The following is a 17,122-nucleotide window of genomic DNA, read 5'->3' on the forward strand; positions in this document are numbered from 1 at the left end:
CGCCTCGCCCTCCAGCATGTCGGCACTGCGGGTGCCGACTAGTCCCGTTACCGGCCCACACAGCATCCATTCATGACCGCACTAAAGATCTACAACACCCTCGCGCGCGAGAAACAGGCATTTACCCCAATCGAACCCGGCAAGGTCCGCATGTATGTATGCGGCATGACGGTCTACGATTACTGCCACCTGGGCCATGCCCGCGTGATGGTGGTGTTTGACCTGGTGCAGCGCTGGCTGCGCGCGCAGGGATTTGAGGTGACCTATGTGCGCAACATTACCGACATCGACGACAAGATCATCCGGCGCGCGGTGGAAAACAATGAAACCATCGGCGAGCTGACCGGCCGCTTCATCGCCGCGATGAACGAGGACGCCGCGGCGCTGGGCGTGCAACGGCCGGACCATGAGCCGCGCGCCACCGACCACGTGCCGCAGATGCTGGGGCTGATAGGCCGCCTGGAACGCAACGGCCTGGCCTACAAGGCCGGCGATGGCGACGTGAACTACTCGGTGCGCGACTTCGCCGGCTATGGCGCGCTATCCGGCAAGTCGCTGGACGACCTGCGTGCCGGCGAGCGGGTCGATGTCAACAGCGGCAAGCGCGATCCGCTCGACTTCGTCTTGTGGAAAGCGGCCAAGGAATCGGAACCCGACGCGGTGAAGTGGGATTCGCCATGGGGACGCGGTCGTCCGGGCTGGCATATCGAGTGCTCGGCCATGGCATGCGAGCTGCTGGGCGAGCATTTCGACATCCACGGCGGCGGCCAGGACCTGCAGTTCCCGCATCACGAGAATGAAATAGCGCAGTCCGAAGGCGCGACCGGCGAAACCTTCGTGAATTACTGGATGCATAACGGCTTCGTCCGTGTCGACAACGAGAAGATGTCCAAGTCCCTGGGCAACTTCTTCACCATCCGCGAAGTGCTGAAGGATTTCGATGCCGAGGTCGTGCGTTTCTTCATCCTGCGCGCCCACTACCGCAGCCAGCTCAATTATTCGGACGCCCATCTGGCCGATGCGCGCGGCGCGCTGACCCGGCTCTACACCGCGCTGAAGGAGGTGGCGCCGGACCAGCAGCCGCTGGACTGGTCTGAAGACCATGCGGTGCGCTTTGCCGAGGCGATGAATGACGACTTCAATACGCCGATAGCGATGGCCGTGCTGTTCGAACTGGCCAATGAAGTCAACAAGACCCGCTCGCCGACGCTGGCGCGGCAGTTGAAGGCGCTGGGCGAGGTGGTCGGCCTGCTGGGCCGCACGCCGCAGGCCTTCCTCCACGGCGGCGCGCAGGACGATGCCGACGCAGCTGGCATCGAGGCCCGCATCGCGGCCCGCGCCGCGGCCAAGAAGGCGAAGGATTTCGCCGAGGCCGACCGCATCCGCGCCGAACTGCTGGCCGATGGCATCGTGCTCGAGGACAAGGCGGGCGGCGTGACTGAATGGCGCCGGGCGTAATCGGCATGGCCAAGAGCTTACAGGGCGATACCCAGCTGTTCGTTCCCGCTTACTGGGAAGACGCCAAGCAGGAACTGATGAAGCGCGACCGCATCATGCGTCGCATCATCCCGATGTTTGGCGACCTGCACCTGGTGGGTCGCGGCGACCCGTTCACCACGCTGGCGCGCTCCATCGTCGGCCAGCAGATTTCCGTGAAGGCGGCGGAAACCGTCTGGCAGCGGCTGCTGGCGGCGTGCCAGAAATGCACGCCTGTCCATGTGATCAAGGCCGGCCCGGAGCAGCTGGCCGCTTGCGGCCTGTCGCGGCGCAAGGCCGAGTACATCCTCGACCTCGCCGATCACTTCAAGGCCAAGCGGGTGCATGTGGCAAAGTGGGAGGAGATGGACGACGAGGAAGTCATCGCCGAGCTGCTGCAGATTCGCGGCATCGGCCGCTGGACCGCCGAGATGTTCTTGATCTTTAATCTGCTGCGCCCTAATATTCTGCCCCTTGACGATGTCGGCTTGCTGCGCGGCATCAGCATGAATTATTTCTCCGGCGAGCCCGTCTCGCGCAGCGATGCGCGCGAAGTCTCCGCCAACTGGGAGCCGTGGCGCACGGTCGCCACCTGGTACATGTGGCGTAGCCTCGAGCCAGTCCCGGTAGAATACTGACTTTTCCCGAATTTCCCGCCTGTCGAATCCCAAGGAGCCACGGTGAGCAAGGTAACTTTCCTCAATTTCGAGCAACCTATTGCAGAACTCGATTCCAAGATCGAAGAACTGCGTTTCGTGCAGGATGATTCCGCGGTCGACATCTCCGAAGAGATCGAACGGCTCTCGCGCAAGAGCCAGCAGCTGACCAAGGATATCTACGCCAAGCTCACGCCCTGGCAGGTGTCGCAGATCGCGCGCCATCCGCAGCGTCCGTACACCATGGACTACGTCAACGAGATCTTCACCGACTTCCATGAGCTGCATGGCGACCGCAGCTATGCCGACGACCTGTCCATCGTCGGCGGCCTGGCCCGCTTCAATGGCCAGGCCTGCATGGTGATCGGTCATCAAAAGGGCCGTGACACCAAGGAGCGCGCGATGCGCAACTTCGGCATGCCCAAGCCGGAAGGCTATCGCAAGGCAATGCGGCTGATGAAGCTGGCGGAGAAATTCAACCTGCCCATCTTCACCTTCGTCGACACGCCCGGCGCCTTTCCAGGCATTGATGCCGAAGAGCGCGGCCAGTCCGAGGCGATCGGCCACAACCTGTACGTGATGGCCGAACTGAAGGTGCCGCTGATTGCCACCATCATCGGCGAAGGCGGCTCCGGCGGCGCGCTGGCGATTGCCGTGGGCGATGCCGTCCTGATGCTGCAATATGCAACCTATTCGGTGATCTCGCCGGAAGGCTGCGCCTCCATCCTCTGGAAAACCGCGGAGCGCGCGTCGGATGCGGCCGAGGCACTGGGCCTGACCGCGCATCGCCTGAAGGCCATCAACCTGATCGACAAGATCGTCACCGAGCCACTGGGCGGCGCGCACCGCGACCCGAAGCAGATGGCCTCGATGTTGAAGCGCGCGCTGGCGGACAGCCTGCGGCAGTTCCAGGGCATGCCGGTGCGCGACCTGCTGGCCGCGCGGCATGAAAAGCTGATGAGCTATGGCAAATTCAAGGAAATCTCGCAGCCTGAATAGGGAAGGCGGCGTCGCCGCTGCGTATGAACGCGCGCTGGGAGCGATCCTGGCGCGCGTTGCCGTTTCCGGGCCGGCGCTGCGCATCGGCATCGCCTTCAGCGGCGGCCTGGACTCGTCGGTGCTGCTGCACCTGGCAAGCCGTCATGCAGAAGTGCACAACCTTGCACTGACGGCGTTTCATATCCATCACGGCCTGAGCCCGAATGCCGATGCCTGGATGGCGCATTGCGCGCGCGAGGCTACGGCCTGCGGCGTGCCCATGCTGTCGCGCAATGTCCGCCTGGGCGATGGCGGCGGCCGGGGCGTGGAGGAAGCGGCGCGGATTGCCCGCTACCGGGCCTTGGGCGAGCTATGCCGCGAAACGGGCTGCAGCCTGCTGCTGACCGCGCATCACCAGGACGACCAGGCCGAAACCGTGCTGCTGCAACTGCTGCGCGGCGCCGGTTTGCCGGGCCTGTCTGGCATGGCGCCGTTTCAGCCCGGCCATGACCTGCTGGGCGACGGCGTGGCGCTCGGCCGGCCGCTGCTGGGACTGCGCCGCGCTGAACTGGAAGCGTTCGGCAGCCAGGCAGGGCTGAGCCACGTCACCGATGAATCCAACGCCGACGCGCGCTATCGTCGCAACGCGCTGCGCCAGGATGTGGCGCCGGTGCTGGAGCGGCATTTTCCGGGCTTTGCGCCGCTGGTGGCGCGCAGCGCCGGCCATGTGCAGAGCGCCCAGGCGCTGTTGCAGGAGCTGGCCGAAATCGACCTTGCCGCCTGCCGGGCCGCCGACTGGAGCGCGCCGCTGTATGTGCCGGCGCTGCAGACGCTTTCCGCTCAGCGCGCCGACAACCTGCTGAGGCACTGGCTGTACCGCAACCGGGTGCAGTTGCCAAGCGCGTCGCGCCTGGAGGAAATCCGCAGCCAGATGCTGGGCGCGGCGGGCGATATGCATCCCTTCTTCGACTTCGGGCCGATGACGCTGCGCCGCATCGGCAGCAGGCTGGAACTGCATCCCCGGCTCGGCACGCCGCCGGAGGCGCCGATAACTCTGCGCTGGGAGGGCGAAGCCGAACTGCCTGTGCCCGCCTGGCGCGGCAGGCTGGTGCTGGAGCCCACCGACGGGCTGGGGATCAGCCAGGAAGAGTTGCGGCGCCATCCGCTGATACTGCATCCACGCGCTGGGCAGGAACGGCTGAAGGTGGCGGCGAACCGGCCGTCGCGCAGCCTCAAGGCGCTGTACCAGGAGGCGGAGGTCGCGCCGTGGCGCCGGCTCTGGTCGCCGCTGCTGTACCTGAACGGCGAGCTGGTGTTCGTTGCCGGCCTGGGCATGGACGTGCGGCATGCCGCGATGGGCGATGCCGTGCTGCTGCGCTGGGAATCCGATTGATCTGATCCTGGCAGGGCTGCTGGCGGCAGCGCGCCGGCTCGCGCCGCTCGCCCGAGCCCGGCTTGCAACTTCTTGTCAGTCTGTGTTACGGCCTGTAAAATCGTGCGTTTGTTTTTCCACTCATCACACTTCCCATGGCTTTAATCGTACATAAATACGGCGGCACTTCGATGGGCTCGACCGAGCGCATCAAGAATGTCGCCCGGCGCGTCGCCAAGTGGCATGACGCCGGACATCAGATCGTTGTGGTGCCGTCGGCCATGTCGGGAGAAACCAACCGCCTGCTCGGCCTGGCCAAGGAAGTGATGGCCCAGCCCGATCCGCGCGAACTGGACATGCTGGCCTCCACCGGCGAGCAGGTCTCGGTGGCGCTGCTGGCGATGGCGCTGCAGTCCATCGGCAAGGACGCGGTGTCCTATGCCGGCTGGCAGGTGCCGGTCAGGACCGATTCGGCCTTTACCAAGGCGCGCATCCAGTCGATCGACGACGCCCGCGTAAAGCGCGACCTCGACGCCGGCCGCATCGTGATCATCACCGGTTTCCAGGGCGTGGACGACAACGGCAACATCACCACTCTCGGCCGCGGCGGCTCCGACACCTCGGCGGTGGCGGTGGCGGCAGCGCTGAAGGCGGCCGAATGCCTGATCTACACCGACGTCGACGGCGTCTACACCACCGACCCGCGCGTGGTCAGCGACGCCCGCCGCCTGCGCACCGTGACCTTCGAAGAGATGCTGGAAATGGCGTCGCTCGGTTCCAAGGTGCTGCAGATCCGCTCGGTGGAATTCGCCGGCAACTACCGCATGCCGACCAGGGTGCTGTCGTCATTGACCGACCCGATGATCCCGCTGGAAGAGGAAGCGCGTTCCGGCACCCTGATTTCGTTTGAGGAAGATACACACATGGAACAAGCCACCATCACCGGCATCGCATTCAACCGCGACGAAGCCAAGATCACCGTCATGCAGGTGCCCGATCGTCCCGGCATCGCTTACCAGATCCTCGGCCCGATCGCCGACGCCAACATCGATGTCGACATGATCGTGCAGAACCAGGGCGTGGACGGCAGGACCGACTTCACCTTCACCGTGCCGCGCGGCGAGTACAACCGCGCAATGGACGTGCTCAACACCAGCGTGAAAGCGCACATCGGCTCGGGCAACATCGTCGGCGACACCAAGGTATCGAAAGTGTCCGTGGTGGGCGTGGGCATGCGCAGCCATGTGGGCGTGGCCTCGCAGATGTTCCGCACGCTGTCGGAAGAGGGCATCAACATGCAGCTGATCTCTACTTCCGAAATCAAGATTTCTGTGCTGATCGACGAGAAATACATGGAGCTGGCGGTGCGCGTGCTGCACAAGGCGTTCGAGCTGGAAAAAGCCTGATTTAGCGCCGGTTGCCATTGACCAAGTCCCCTTCAGAAGTTATGATGCGGGACTTCGTTGGACGGACATGCAATACCGTCAACGTGTGGAGACGTGGCCGAGTGGTCGAAGGCACTTCCCTGCTAAGGAAGCATACGGGCTTAAACCTGTATCGAGGGTTCGAATCCCTCCGTCTCCGCCAAAGCAATCACTGAAAACAGCCGCTTCCGAGTGGCTGTTTTCTTTTCCGGGTGCGCCTCAGTATCACAACCCGATGCAAGACCTTGGCTGCGCGTGAAACGGGGCAAAGGTGTGCTTGTAGTGGGCGATATGGTTGCAAGCTCCGAGAGATTACGTCAATCCACCTTGCTCCCATTGCCAGGAGAGTGCAGCGTTGCCGGCTTGTTTGCCGGTGATCCTTGGGCGACGCGATCTCATTCAATCCTTCCTCAGAAGACGAATCATTTATGGCCGAGCTGGCAAGGCTGACCTTCCCCGATCTGGTTTCCCTGGCGATTGCATCGTCCAACGTCAGCGCCGCATGCGCCTGTTCGTCCCACACCCTGCGCAGTTGGCAAAGCGTTCCGCTGGCGCTGGCCGACACGGATTTCAGGGACGTGGGCACGCTTCTGGAAGACCCCTATGTCGAGCCGACATTCGTGGAATATCATCCGGCCGGGACACGCTATGGATCGCCGGATGCGCCCATTGCGCCGCGCTATTTTCCCTGCAACCGCGCCAACGTATCGGCATGCGTGCGCTGCGGCCGGACGTTCCTCCGCTATGTGGAAGCGGGCGGCTACTTCGTCGACCGCAGGATACGCGCGCTGTCGCCGGATCTGCTGGTTGACGCGCCGCTTCCCGAGGCGTAGATCAACGTCGCGGCCTCAGGCAGAAAATGCCTGGTTTCTACACCCGCTCCGGCTGGATGCCATCCCGTTGCGCAACCAGTTCCCTTGCGATATCGAAGAACGCCCGCGGAATGGCGCCGGATTCCGATGCGCGGCTTGCCAGCGCCAGCTGGGTGATCACGCTGGGCGTATCGAAGGGCCGGAACAGCACGCCCTTGATGCCCAGGCTCTGGAACAGGTCGGGCAGGATGGAAATGCCGCAGCGGGCCGCTACCAGGCCCGTGATCGTGGCCACCTCGCGTGCTTCCATCGTGACCTTGGGCGTAAAGCCCGCCTCGGCGCAGAGCCGATAGATCTCCAGGTTCAGCGTCGTGCCCTCATCCCGCGGAAACATCACGAAGTCCTCATTCCTGAGGTCATCGATCGACAAATGCGCGATATCCGCCAGCCGGTGATTGTCAGGCATCAGCACTGACAGCTGATGGTTCTGGAGGGTCGTCATCGCGATCTGGGTCGGAATATCGGTATTTATCGGCCGGATGAATGCCAGGTCCAGCGAGTGGTCCTCGAGGGCGGCCAGCTGCCGCATGGTCGACATTTCCTGCATCACCAGCTTCACGTTCGGGTACCGGGTGCGGTAGGTGTTGATGATCTTCGGAAAAATCGGCGTGAAGGCGGTGGACTTGATGAAGCCGATCTTCAACTGGCCGATCTCGCCCTTTTCAACCCGACGCGCCGTCTCCGCCGCGCCGGCCGCCAAGGCCAATACGCGGTAAGCGTCCTCCAGGAAGATCCGCCCGGCTTCGGTCAGCCGTATCGTGCGGCGCGAGCGGTCGAAAAGCACGGCGCCGATTTCCTCTTCCAGCGCCTGCACCTGCTGGCTCAGCGGCGGCTGTCCGATGTGCAGGCGGTCCGCGGCGCGCGTAAAGGAAAGCTCCTCGGCGACGGCGACGAAATACCGCAGGTGACGTAACTCCATATCGTATCTGTTTAAAGTATGGGTAAGCTACAAAACATATATTAGACAGATGACTTTTGCAAACCTATGATCTGTCCATGGCAAATAAAACCACTCAAGGAGACTGAAATGCCAAACGTGGGTATGCGCATTAACGAAGCGATCGTTCGTCCCGACCCGGCCGTCATCGACGCCTTCAGGCATCTCCCGGTCGCCAATATCGGCGACAGCATCAACCGCACCTTCTGCATGCATCCGGCGATCAGGCCGTACAACGACAACCCGCTGGCCGGACCGGCCTTCACCGTCAAGGTCAGGCCCGGCGACAATCTGCTGCTGCACAAGGCGCTCGACCTGGCGGCGCCGGGCGACATCATCGTGGTTGACGGCCAAGGCGACATGTCCAACGCGCTGATCGGCGAACTGATGGTGCTGTGGGCGATCAAGCGCGGGCTGGGCGGCATCATCATCGATGGCGCGATCCGCGATGTGAACCGCCTCAGGACCGTCAGCATTCCCGTCTATGCAGCGGGCGTGACGCCGGCCGGGCCTTACAAGGAAGGCCCGGGCGAGATTAATTTTCCGGTGGTCTGCGGCGGCGTTGTGGTCCATCCCGGCGACATCATCGTCGGCGACGCGGACGGCGTTGTGGTGATCAATCCGCGGGATGCCGGCAGCGTACTGGAAAAGGCGAGCGCGAAGTCGCGGGACGAGCAGCAAACGCTGGTCGACATCGAGAACGGCACATGGGGCCGTAGCTGGGTGGACGCGACGCTGGCCGCGAAAGGCTGCGACCTGGGGCGCTGATGCCAACGGGCCATCCACCGCTTGCCTAACCAGAATTGCCGGCCTCGCCGGCACAGGGCCGCCATGAGGGAGACAAGGATGTCGACACGCCGATTGCAGTCGGTGCTCTGTCTGGACGACTTCGAAGCCGCCGCCAGACGGCACCTGCCGAGACCGCTGTTTGGTTACATCGCCGGAGCCGCGGAGACCAATGCGTCTCTGCGGTTGAATGCGCAAAGCTATGGCCGCTATGCATTTCTGCCCAAGGTGATGGTGGACGTATCCAAGCGCTCTCAAACCGTGACCCTGTTCGGCGAGACCTATGCTTCGCCGATCGGCATAGCGCCGATGGGATTGAGCGCATTGACGTCCTACCGCGGCGATATCGTGCTGGCGCAGGCGGCCGAGGAAGCACGGGTGCCGATGATCATGAGCGGCTCGTCGCTGATTCCGCTGGAGGAAGTGGCGCGGGTGTCAAAAGGTGCATGGTTCCAGGCCTATCTTCCGGGCCAGGTCGCGCAGATCAAGGCGCTGATTGAACGCGTTGCGCTTGCCGGCTTCACGACCCTGGTGATCACGGTCGACACGCCGGCCCAGGCCAACCGGGAGAACAATGTCCGCACCGGGTTTTCAACGCCGTTGCGCCCGAGCTTGCGTCTCGCATGGGATGGAATGTCGCGACCGTCCTGGCTGCTCGGCACGTTCGCCCGCACGCTGGTTCAACACGGCATGCCGCACTTCGAGAACAACTATGCCACGCGCGGCGCGCCCATTTTGTCTGCCAATGTCGTCAGGGATTTCTCGGACCGCGGGCATTTCACCTGGGAGCACCTGAAGCTGATCCGCAGCCTGTGGCAGGGGCCGCTGGTGATCAAGGGCGTGCTTGGCAGCGCCGATGCGATGATGGCCTGCCGCATCGGCGTGGACGGCATCATCGTGTCGAACCACGGCGGTCGCCAGCTTGACGGCAGCGTCGCCCCCTTGCTTGTACTGCAGCAGATCGTCGAGGCGGCCGGGACGACGCCGGTGATGATCGACAGCGGCGTGCGCCGTGGCTCGGATGTGCTGAAGGCGCTTGCGCTGGGCGCGCGCATGGCCTTCGTCGGCAGGCCTTTCGCCTATGCCGCCGCGGTGGCCGGCAAGGCCGGAGTCGCCCACGGCATCGCGCTGCTGAAGGAAGAAGTCTCCAGGAACATGGCCATGCTGGGAATTTGCGGCATCAATGAAATGACGATGGAGCGCCTTGTCGCATTCGACCGGCAGGCCGTTCCCTTCGAACACATCGCTACTGACGAAAGGGCAGCGTAATGACAGTCAAACTCAAGGTGGTGCGCTCGGGCACCTGGACCAATCCGGTTTTCGATGAACTGGTAGGCAGCCATGCCGGCGTCGATCTCGACGTGTTTTCCGTCAGCGGCGCCGATCAGGAAGCCTGGAGCAAGCTGGCGCAGGCGCAGGTGTATCACCTGATGGCGTCACGGGACGACTTGCCCGCGCAGTGGCATGTGACCGATGAACTGCTGCAGCGCTGCCCGAACCTGCTGTGCGTTTCCTCGTCGGGCGCAGGCTACGACACCATCGATGTCGAGGCATGCACGAAGGCCGGCGTAGCCGTGGTGAACCAGGCCGGCGGCAATGCGATGTCCGTGGCGGAGCAAGCCTTCGGCCTGATGATCGCGGTCTCCAGGCGGCTGTGCGAACAGGACCGGCGGCTGCGCCGCGGCGAGCGCTTCAGCCGGGAAGAGGTGATGGGCCACGACATCGGCGGCAGGGTGCTCGGCCTGGTGGGCATGGGGCATATCGGCACGCGCATGGCCATCCTGGCCCATGCGTTCAACATGACGGTCCTGGCGACCGATCCCTATCTGACTGCGCAGGAAATAGAGCAGAGGGGCGCGACGCCGGTTGCCATGGATGAACTGCTGGCCCGCTGCGATATCGTCTCGCTGCACTGCCCGCGCAACAAGGAGACGCTGGGCATGTTCGATGCCGCTGCCTTCCGGGCGATGAAGCAGGGCGCCCTGTTCATCACCACGGCGCGCGGCGGCATCCATGACGAAGCCGCACTGGCGCATGCGCTGCAGACAGGTCACCTGCGCGGCGCCGGGCTGGACGTATGGAGCGTCGAGCCGCCGCCTGCCGACCACCCCTTGCTTGCGATGGACAATGTGGTCGCTACCCACCACACCGCCGGTGTGTCGCATGAAGCGCGCTACAACATCGCCAAGATCGCCGCAGAGCAGATCGTCCTGCTGGCAGGGGGCAACAGGCCGCCTCGGCTCGTCAATCCGGAAGTCTGGCCTGTCTATGCGCAGCGTCTCAGGCAAGCGCTGCTGTAGCAAGATCGTGGCGCATGTGCTCACGGTCCAGCACGTGCGCCGGCTTATCCACATCCGGCATCTCGTCTGATTGCCCGGCTTTCATTAAAACCATCCATCCCAATGGAGAAGGAGACAAACCATGTCCAGACAACCGTTCGCCCGCAAGCGCAATTCCCTGCCCGCCATGCTGGCGCCCCTGGTGGCCGTCGCGGCGATGCTCGCTCCCGGCGTGGGTGCGGCGACTGACGCAAGCACCTACCCAAGCAAGCCGATCAACCTGATCGTCGCCTACGCGGCGGGCGGCGGGTCGGACATGGTGGTGCGCCTGCTCACGCCTTTCATTGAAAAGGAGCTTGGCAACAACGCCAGAATCGTCGTCTCCAACAAGCCGGGCGCGGGCGGCGCGATCGGGTTCAGCGAGCTGGCGCGCTCCGCGCCGGACGGCTATACGATAGGCCTGATCAACACGCCGAACGTGTTGACGATACCGATCGAGCGCAAGACGACCTTTACCTGGCGCAGCTTCGATTTGCTCGGCAATATCGTGGACGACCCGGGCAATTTCTCGGTGCATGCCGACAGTCCGATTAAGTCCCTGCAGGAGCTGGCAAGGCAGGCGAAAGCCACGCCGGGAAAGATCAGCGTGGGAACCACCGGCACCGGCTCGGACGACCATCTGGCGATGCTGCTGTTCCAGAAGATTGCGAATGTGCAGATGATCCATGTGCCGTACAAGGGCGCGTCGGAAGTGCGCACCGCGGCGCAGGGCCAGCAGATCGACGTGGCCGCGGTCAATATCGGCGAGGCCCAGCAGTTTGCCAAGGCCGGCACGCCCTTGCGCCATCTCGGCGTGATGAGCGCGGCACGCAATCCGCTGGCGCCGGATGTGCCGACTTTCAAGGAGCAGGGCTACGACATCAACCTGGTGTCGCTGCGCGGCCTGGCTGCGCCCAAGGGCCTGCCGGCGGACATACGCGGCCGCCTCGTGGCCGCTACCGAGAAGGCCATCGCCAACCCGGAGTTCCAAAAGAAGGCAACGCAGGCCTTCGCGCCAGTGCGCTATCTGGCGCCGGACCGCTATGAAGCCGAGCTCAAGGAAAGCGACGAGCAATTCCAGAAATTGTGGAAAGACATGCCCTGGGGCGAGAAATAATCAAGGAGGAGCAACGCTGATGACCCGTCCTGAATTCCTGCATGCCTGTTGCGAGGTCCTCGGCGCCATGCACGTGCTGACCGCGCCGGAAGACATGGCGCCGTACCTCACCGACTGGCGCGGCCGGTTCACCGGCAGTGCCGCCGCCGTGCTGCGCCCCGCCGATACCCTGCAGGTCGCGGCCGTCGTTGCCCTGTGCGCCGAGGCGAAGGTGCCGCTGGTGCCGCAGGGCGGCAATACCGGCCTGGTGCTGGGCAGCGTGCCCGACCTTGCGGGAAACGCGGTCGTGCTGTCCCTGAAACGCATGAACCGCATCCGTGCCATCGATCTCGTCAACAACACCATCACGGTGGAGGCCGGCAGCATACTGGAAGAGGTGCAGAACGCGGCCAGCAAGGCGGACCGGCTGTTTCCGCTGTCGCTGGCGGCCGAAGGCAGTTGCACCATCGGCGGCAACCTGGCGACCAACGCCGGGGGCACGGCCGTTCTGCGCTATGGCAGCATGCGCGACCTGTGCCTGGGACTGGAAGTGGTGACGGCGGACGGGAAGGTCTGGGATGGCCTGCGGGGACTGCGCAAGGATAATACCGGCTACGACCTGCGCAACCTCTTCATCGGCGCCGAAGGCACGCTGGGCATCATCACCGCCGCCGTGCTGAAGCTGTTCCCGCAGCCGAAGGCGCAGGTGACGGCACTGGCAGGCTTGAATACGCCGCAGGATGCGCTGCGCCTGCTGGCGATGGCGCAAGCCACCTGCGCTGCAGGCCTGACCGGATTCGAACTGATGTCGGCATGCAGCGTTGCGCTGGTGGCCAGGCATTTTCCGCAGATGCGGACCGGATTCCAGGACGCCCATGCCCAGTATGTGCTGCTGGAGATTTCCGACAGCGAATCGGAAGCGCATGCCACTGCCATGCTCGAAGCAGTGGTCGAGGAGGCGATGGAAGGCGCGGTGCTGTGCGATGCGGTCGTTGCCTCGTCCATTGCGCAGTCCAGGGCACTGTGGAGCCTCAGGGAACACATCACGCTGGCCCAGGCCGCCGAGGGCAAGCATGTCAAGCATGATGTCTCGGTGCCGATTTCGTCGATCGCCGAGTTCATCGGCCAGACCGACGCGCTGCTGCAGCAGGCCTTTCCCGGATGCCGGATGGTGACCTTCGGGCATCTTGGCGATGGCAACCTTCACTACAACGTGTCGGCGCCGGAGGCGATGGCGGATGAAGCCTTCATTCAACATCAGGAGGCCATCAACCTGATCGTGCATGACAGCGCCGTGCGGTTCGGCGGCTCGATTTCGGCCGAACATGGACTGGGCATGCTCAAGCGCGACGAGATACGGCGCTACAAGTCAGACGTGGAAATGGAGCTGATGACGGCGATAAAGAAGGCGCTCGATCCGCATCAGCTGATGAACCCCGGCAAGGTGCTGTGAGCCCGCGAGCCCGACCTCCCGACACGCTGCGCTGACTGCCTGTCGCAAGCCTTCTGGCAACGGCGCTCGATGGCTGACGGTAAGCCGGGGCCGTCGCGATCCTGCCGCGGCGCGGTATCATGCGGCTCCGATTCATCGCTGCCCATCGTCCATGCTCACGCCCGAACAGTTCTTCGCCTTCCTTGCCGCGGCCATCCTGATCACCGCGTCGCCCGGTCCGGACAACCTGATGGTGCTGGGCTTCGGCGTCTCGCGCGGGCGCAGGCAGGGCATGGTGTTCGGGCTGGGCTGCGCGCTCGGGTGCCTGAGCCATACGCTGCTTGCCGCGGTCGGCATCAGCGGGCTGATTGCGGCGTCGCCGATGGCGTTCGGCGCATTGAAGGTGGCGGGCGGCCTGTACCTGCTGTGGCTGGGCGTGCAGGCGCTGCGCAGCCGCGGCGGCGCCAAGGTGGGAACGGTGGCCGGACCGCAATTGCCCTTGCGCGCGCTGTTTGCCAAGGGCCTGTTTGCCAATGCGATCAATCCCAAGGTCGTGCTGTTCTTCCTTTCCTTCCTGCCCCAGTTCGTGATTGCCGACAACGGCCATGTGGCGCTGCAGACGGTGCAGCTGGGCCTGACATTCACGCTGCAGGCCGCCGTGCTGTTCGGGGCGCTAGGCTATTTCTCCGGCGGCATAGGGCAGTGGCTGCAACGGCGGCCGGGTGCGCCGCTCTGGCTCGATCGCATCGCCGGCATGATCTTCATCGGGCTCGGACTGAAGCTGATCGCCGGTCGATGACGGTCAGGCCGGCGACCAGCTTCATGTCACGGCCGCCTCAGTAGCGATACCTGAGTTCGGCGAACACGGTGCGCTGCGGGAAGGGATGAAACAGGAAGTACTTGCGGTTGTTGATGTTGTCGATGCCGGCGGCAACCGTCCAGTGCCTGTCATGCTTGTACTGCACCCGTGCATCAAGCACCAGGTAACTCTGAAAGCCCTGGTAAGTGCCGGGGTTGATATCGCTGTTGTCCACGGTCGCATAGACCCTGCTGCTGTAGCGCGCCGCCAGTGTGTGGCTCCATTGTTCGTCCGGCCGCCAGGTGGCTACCGCGGTGGCGCGCCATGCCGGTACATACGGCGTGCGTTTCCCGACCGAGGTGGCGCCGGCGGCGGTTGGCGCATAGCCGCTGTTGGCCACGATCTTGGCATCCACGTAGGTCATGCTGGCCGACAGGTCGAGGCCGCGTGCCCAGGCATTGCGCCGCTCGGCCACCAGCTCGATGCCGCGCTGGCGGGTGCGGTCCAGGTTCTGCACGAAGGACAGCGGCGTGGCAATGCCGGCGATGGTGGAGGTCTGCGCAACCAGTGCATCGTCGACCAGTTCCCCGAAGAGCGACAGGCGCAGCCTGCCGTCGGCATCGCTGCGTTCCAGCGCCAGTTCTGCCGAGCGTACGTCCTCGGGCTTGAGAAAGGGATTGGCCTGGATGAAGGCGGTGCCGGTCTGCACGCTCTGGTACAACTCGCCGACCGTGGGAAAGCGCAGCGCCCTGGCCAGCGAAGCCGTCGCCGACCACAGCGGCGCGGCTTGCCACGACAGCGAGAATTTGGGCGAGAAGCCGGACCGGCGCACTTCGGGCTGATTGATCGGAAACAGCGCGCCGCTGGCGTTGCTGGAGAGATTGAAGCCGTCATAGGCGTGCCAGCGCTCGTAACGGCCGCCCACTGACGCCGTCAGCGATGGCGCGACCTGCCAGACATCCTGCGCCCACAGCGCCTCGGTCCGGGTGCTGCCGCGGGCATCGCCGGTCAGCGCGCCGGCGGCGCCGGTTTCCCATTGCGTAGTGGCGTAGCTCGGGCTTTCCAGCCGATAGCGGTCGAGATGCGCGCCTACGGTCAGGCGATGGCGCGCGCCGTCGGCCTGACGCCATCCGCCGGAAAGATCCAGCGTGCTCCAGCCGGTGCCGGCGGCATCGGTGATGCGGCCGGCGGCGTCGCTGCGGCCATAGGCACCGGTCGATGTGCGGACCAGGTCCTTGCCATAGCTGAAGTTGCTGGCCTGCGCTTCCCAGGTGAAAGCCTGGTCGCGGGCGGAGCGCAGCGACAGGCCGTGCATCCAGTGCGCTTGCTCGGTCGTGTTGGCGGAGTAAAGGCTGCGCAGGCCAGCCGCGCCGTAGCCGTTGCCGTTCAGGGCTACCGTCCCGGATGCCGCGCCGTAGTAAGGCTGGCCGCCGGCATCGCGCAGGAACGACGATGCGCCGGCTTGCGCACTGTTTTGCCAGTAGCCCAGGGTATAGGCCGCGCGCATGCCGGCGGGAAGGTCGTAGCCCAGCTTGAGCGTTGCGCTGTCCTGCACGGTGTGGGTCAGGTTGCCGGCGCCGACGATCTGTATCGGCGCGCCGCTGCGGTTGCGGTCGGCGATGGCGCCCTGGATCGGCGTCGCCGCGCCCGCGGCCTGCGCCGACTGCGCGCTGGTCAGGTAGGTCACCGGCTGGCTGAAGCTGCTGAGATGATTGAAGGCCAGGCGCCACGACCAGTCGCCGCTGCGGTCACCCAGGCTGACGCTGGCCTGGGTCGCGGGATAACGGTCGCTCTGCCCGTAAAGACTGAAGTTCTGGCTCGACAGCGTCAAGCCGGCCGCGGCTTCGAAGCCGGTTGGCTGCCTGGTGCTGATCTCGGTCACCGCGCCGAAGGAATTGCCCGGATAGGCGGCCGAGTAGGGCCCATACAGGGTGTCGATGCGTTCGACCTCGCCCGGCGCCACCATAAACCATTGCGGCGAGCCATTCTGGTTATTGTTGTTGATCAGGGCCGAGAGAAGAATGCCGTCGACATAGATCAGGCTGCGCGCGCTGGCATTGACGCCGGTGGTCCGCGTTGCCATCGGCGCCTGGGTGTCGCCGATGTAGCGCTTGCGCAGCAGGATGCTGGGCTGGTATTTCAACAAGTCTTCGGTATTGACGGCATTGACGGTCTCCGCCGCCTGGCGCGCCGTCACGCTTTCCACGGTGTGTCCGGGCTGGGCGCGCGCCGCCGGCATGGCTTCCGACTGGATGGTAACTGCGGGCAGGGTCTGGTCGTCTGCCTGGGCATGCAAGGCGCCCAGGCAGGCGAGTGCCGCGGCCGTTGGCCGCAAGGTGATGTATTTCATGAAGGATTCCGATTCGTCCCGTTGCTGCTGACGCCGCCCGGAAGGCGGACGGCGTGCAGGAAGCGCCGGCCGGGCAACGGTTGCCATCGGCCAGCACATGCTTGTCCGGGCAGCGCATGGCGTGCCCGGCGCGACACAAGGTCAGGTCAGCAAACTGCCGGCGGCGCCCGCGGCTGTGCGCTGCGCCAGGCATGCAGCAGCGAGGGCGCCAGGAAGAACAGCAAAGGCCGCGCGGGCCTGCTGGCGGTGGGAAGAATCGGTACGGCCACGACCGGCACCTGCAACGCGTCGGCATGCAGGTGGCAGAACGGGCAGTGTTCCAGGTGGAGGGCAGGGGAAGAGGCAGGACCGTGACTGCCGGCATGCGCATGGCCGGTGTCTGCGTCGGGCTCGGCATCGGTGCTGCACAGATCCTCCGGCGCGTCGTCGGCGTCGACGTGAGTCTGCGCATGGGATGCGGTGGCCGCCTGTGCGAAGGCATGGGAAATTGCCGGCGCCACCGATGCGATGACGACCGCGAACATGGCCAGCCAGGCTGCCACCGCACGCTGCAATTTCTTTTTCCCCATTGTTAATATTTTAACAGAGGGTTAAATCCTGTTCAAAGGCGGGATGACGGCACAGGA

At 64.5% G+C, this 17,122-nt stretch carries 15 protein-coding genes and 1 tRNA gene; 13 read left to right on the forward strand and 3 right to left on the reverse strand.

What is annotated here, in order from left to right; translation table 11 throughout:
- Positions 1-72 precede the first annotated feature (72 nt).
- The 7 genes from cysS to ABC383_RS03735 all read left to right on the forward strand — a co-directional run bounded on the left by cysS (position 73) and on the right by ABC383_RS03735 (position 6,739).
- Positions 73-1,458, forward strand: a complete 1,386-nt coding sequence (gene cysS, locus ABC383_RS03705) for a cysteine--tRNA ligase (RefSeq protein WP_413012032.1) — start codon at positions 73-75, stop codon at positions 1,456-1,458.
- Between the two features lie 5 nt (positions 1,459-1,463).
- Positions 1,464-2,114, forward strand: a complete 651-nt coding sequence (locus ABC383_RS03710; protein WP_413012033.1) for a DNA-3-methyladenine glycosylase family protein — start codon at positions 1,464-1,466, stop codon at positions 2,112-2,114.
- Between the two features lie 42 nt (positions 2,115-2,156).
- On the forward strand, positions 2,157-3,131 hold the full coding sequence (locus ABC383_RS03715; protein WP_194711037.1) for an acetyl-CoA carboxylase carboxyltransferase subunit alpha: 975 nt from the start codon (positions 2,157-2,159) through the stop codon (positions 3,129-3,131).
- A complete protein-coding gene (tilS, locus tag ABC383_RS03720; protein WP_413012034.1) occupies positions 3,097-4,503 on the forward strand; it encodes a tRNA lysidine(34) synthetase TilS in 1,407 nt (468 codons plus the stop codon). Before ABC383_RS03715 ends, tilS begins: the two co-directional genes overlap by 35 nt.
- Positions 4,504-4,637: 134 nt before the next feature.
- Positions 4,638-5,888 carry an aspartate kinase gene (locus ABC383_RS03725; RefSeq protein ID WP_413012035.1) on the forward strand — a complete coding sequence of 417 codons (1,251 nt, stop codon included), beginning with the start codon at positions 4,638-4,640 and terminating at the stop codon, positions 5,886-5,888.
- 87 nt (positions 5,889-5,975) lie between these two features.
- Positions 5,976-6,069: transfer RNA gene (locus ABC383_RS03730), tRNA-Ser, on the forward strand.
- A gap of 265 nt (positions 6,070-6,334) precedes the next feature.
- On the forward strand, positions 6,335-6,739 hold the full coding sequence (locus tag ABC383_RS03735) for a hypothetical protein (protein WP_413012036.1): 405 nt from the start codon (positions 6,335-6,337) through the stop codon (positions 6,737-6,739).
- Between the two features lie 37 nt (positions 6,740-6,776).
- Here ABC383_RS03735 and ABC383_RS03740 read toward each other — a convergent pair whose 3' ends face one another.
- Positions 6,777-7,697: a LysR substrate-binding domain-containing protein gene (locus ABC383_RS03740; RefSeq protein WP_413012037.1), complete on the reverse strand. Its 921-nt coding sequence runs from the start codon at positions 7,695-7,697 to the stop codon at positions 6,777-6,779.
- 108 nt (positions 7,698-7,805) lie between these two features.
- Here ABC383_RS03740 and ABC383_RS03745 point away from each other — a divergent pair, with 108 nt between their 5' ends.
- The 6 genes from ABC383_RS03745 to ABC383_RS03770 all read left to right on the forward strand — a co-directional run bounded on the left by ABC383_RS03745 (position 7,806) and on the right by ABC383_RS03770 (position 14,146).
- Entirely contained in the window at positions 7,806-8,483 is a 678-nt protein-coding gene (locus ABC383_RS03745) for an RraA family protein (protein ID WP_413012038.1), read from the forward strand.
- Positions 8,484-8,561: 78 nt separating this feature from the next.
- Positions 8,562-9,770 (forward strand): alpha-hydroxy acid oxidase, encoded by a 1,209-nt coding sequence (locus ABC383_RS03750; protein ID WP_413012039.1) that lies wholly within the window; start codon positions 8,562-8,564, stop codon positions 9,768-9,770.
- A complete protein-coding gene (locus ABC383_RS03755; RefSeq protein ID WP_413012040.1) occupies positions 9,770-10,801 on the forward strand; it encodes a hydroxyacid dehydrogenase in 1,032 nt (343 codons plus the stop codon). Before ABC383_RS03750 ends, ABC383_RS03755 begins: the two co-directional genes overlap by 1 nt.
- 121 nt (positions 10,802-10,922) lie before the next feature.
- Complete coding sequence (locus ABC383_RS03760; protein WP_413012041.1) at positions 10,923-11,936, forward strand: tripartite tricarboxylate transporter substrate binding protein; 1,014 nt, start codon at positions 10,923-10,925, stop codon at positions 11,934-11,936.
- A 19-nt stretch (positions 11,937-11,955) separates the two neighbouring features.
- The gene (locus ABC383_RS03765) at positions 11,956-13,368 is read left to right on the forward strand and encodes an FAD-binding oxidoreductase (RefSeq protein WP_413012042.1); all 1,413 of its coding nucleotides are present in this window, start codon (positions 11,956-11,958) and stop codon (positions 13,366-13,368) included.
- Positions 13,369-13,519: 151 nt separating this feature from the next.
- Positions 13,520-14,146, forward strand: coding sequence for a LysE family translocator (locus ABC383_RS03770; protein WP_413012043.1), 627 nt, complete (start codon positions 13,520-13,522; stop codon positions 14,144-14,146).
- A gap of 37 nt (positions 14,147-14,183) precedes the next feature.
- On the opposite strand, the gene ABC383_RS03775 is transcribed toward ABC383_RS03770, so the two are convergent.
- Both ABC383_RS03775 and ABC383_RS03780 read right to left on the reverse strand, forming a co-directional pair.
- Positions 14,184-16,496 carry a TonB-dependent receptor gene (locus tag ABC383_RS03775; RefSeq protein WP_413012044.1) on the reverse strand — a complete coding sequence of 771 codons (2,313 nt, stop codon included), beginning with the start codon at positions 16,494-16,496 and terminating at the stop codon, positions 14,184-14,186.
- A gap of 146 nt (positions 16,497-16,642) precedes the next feature.
- Complete coding sequence (locus tag ABC383_RS03780; RefSeq protein WP_413012045.1) at positions 16,643-17,038, reverse strand: DUF2946 domain-containing protein; 396 nt, start codon at positions 17,036-17,038, stop codon at positions 16,643-16,645.
- Positions 17,039-17,122: the final 84 nt, after the last annotated feature.

It is taken from the genome of Noviherbaspirillum phoenicis, from assembly GCF_047237965.1.
In the GTDB taxonomy this organism is placed as follows: domain Bacteria; phylum Pseudomonadota; class Gammaproteobacteria; order Burkholderiales; family Burkholderiaceae_D; genus Noviherbaspirillum_A.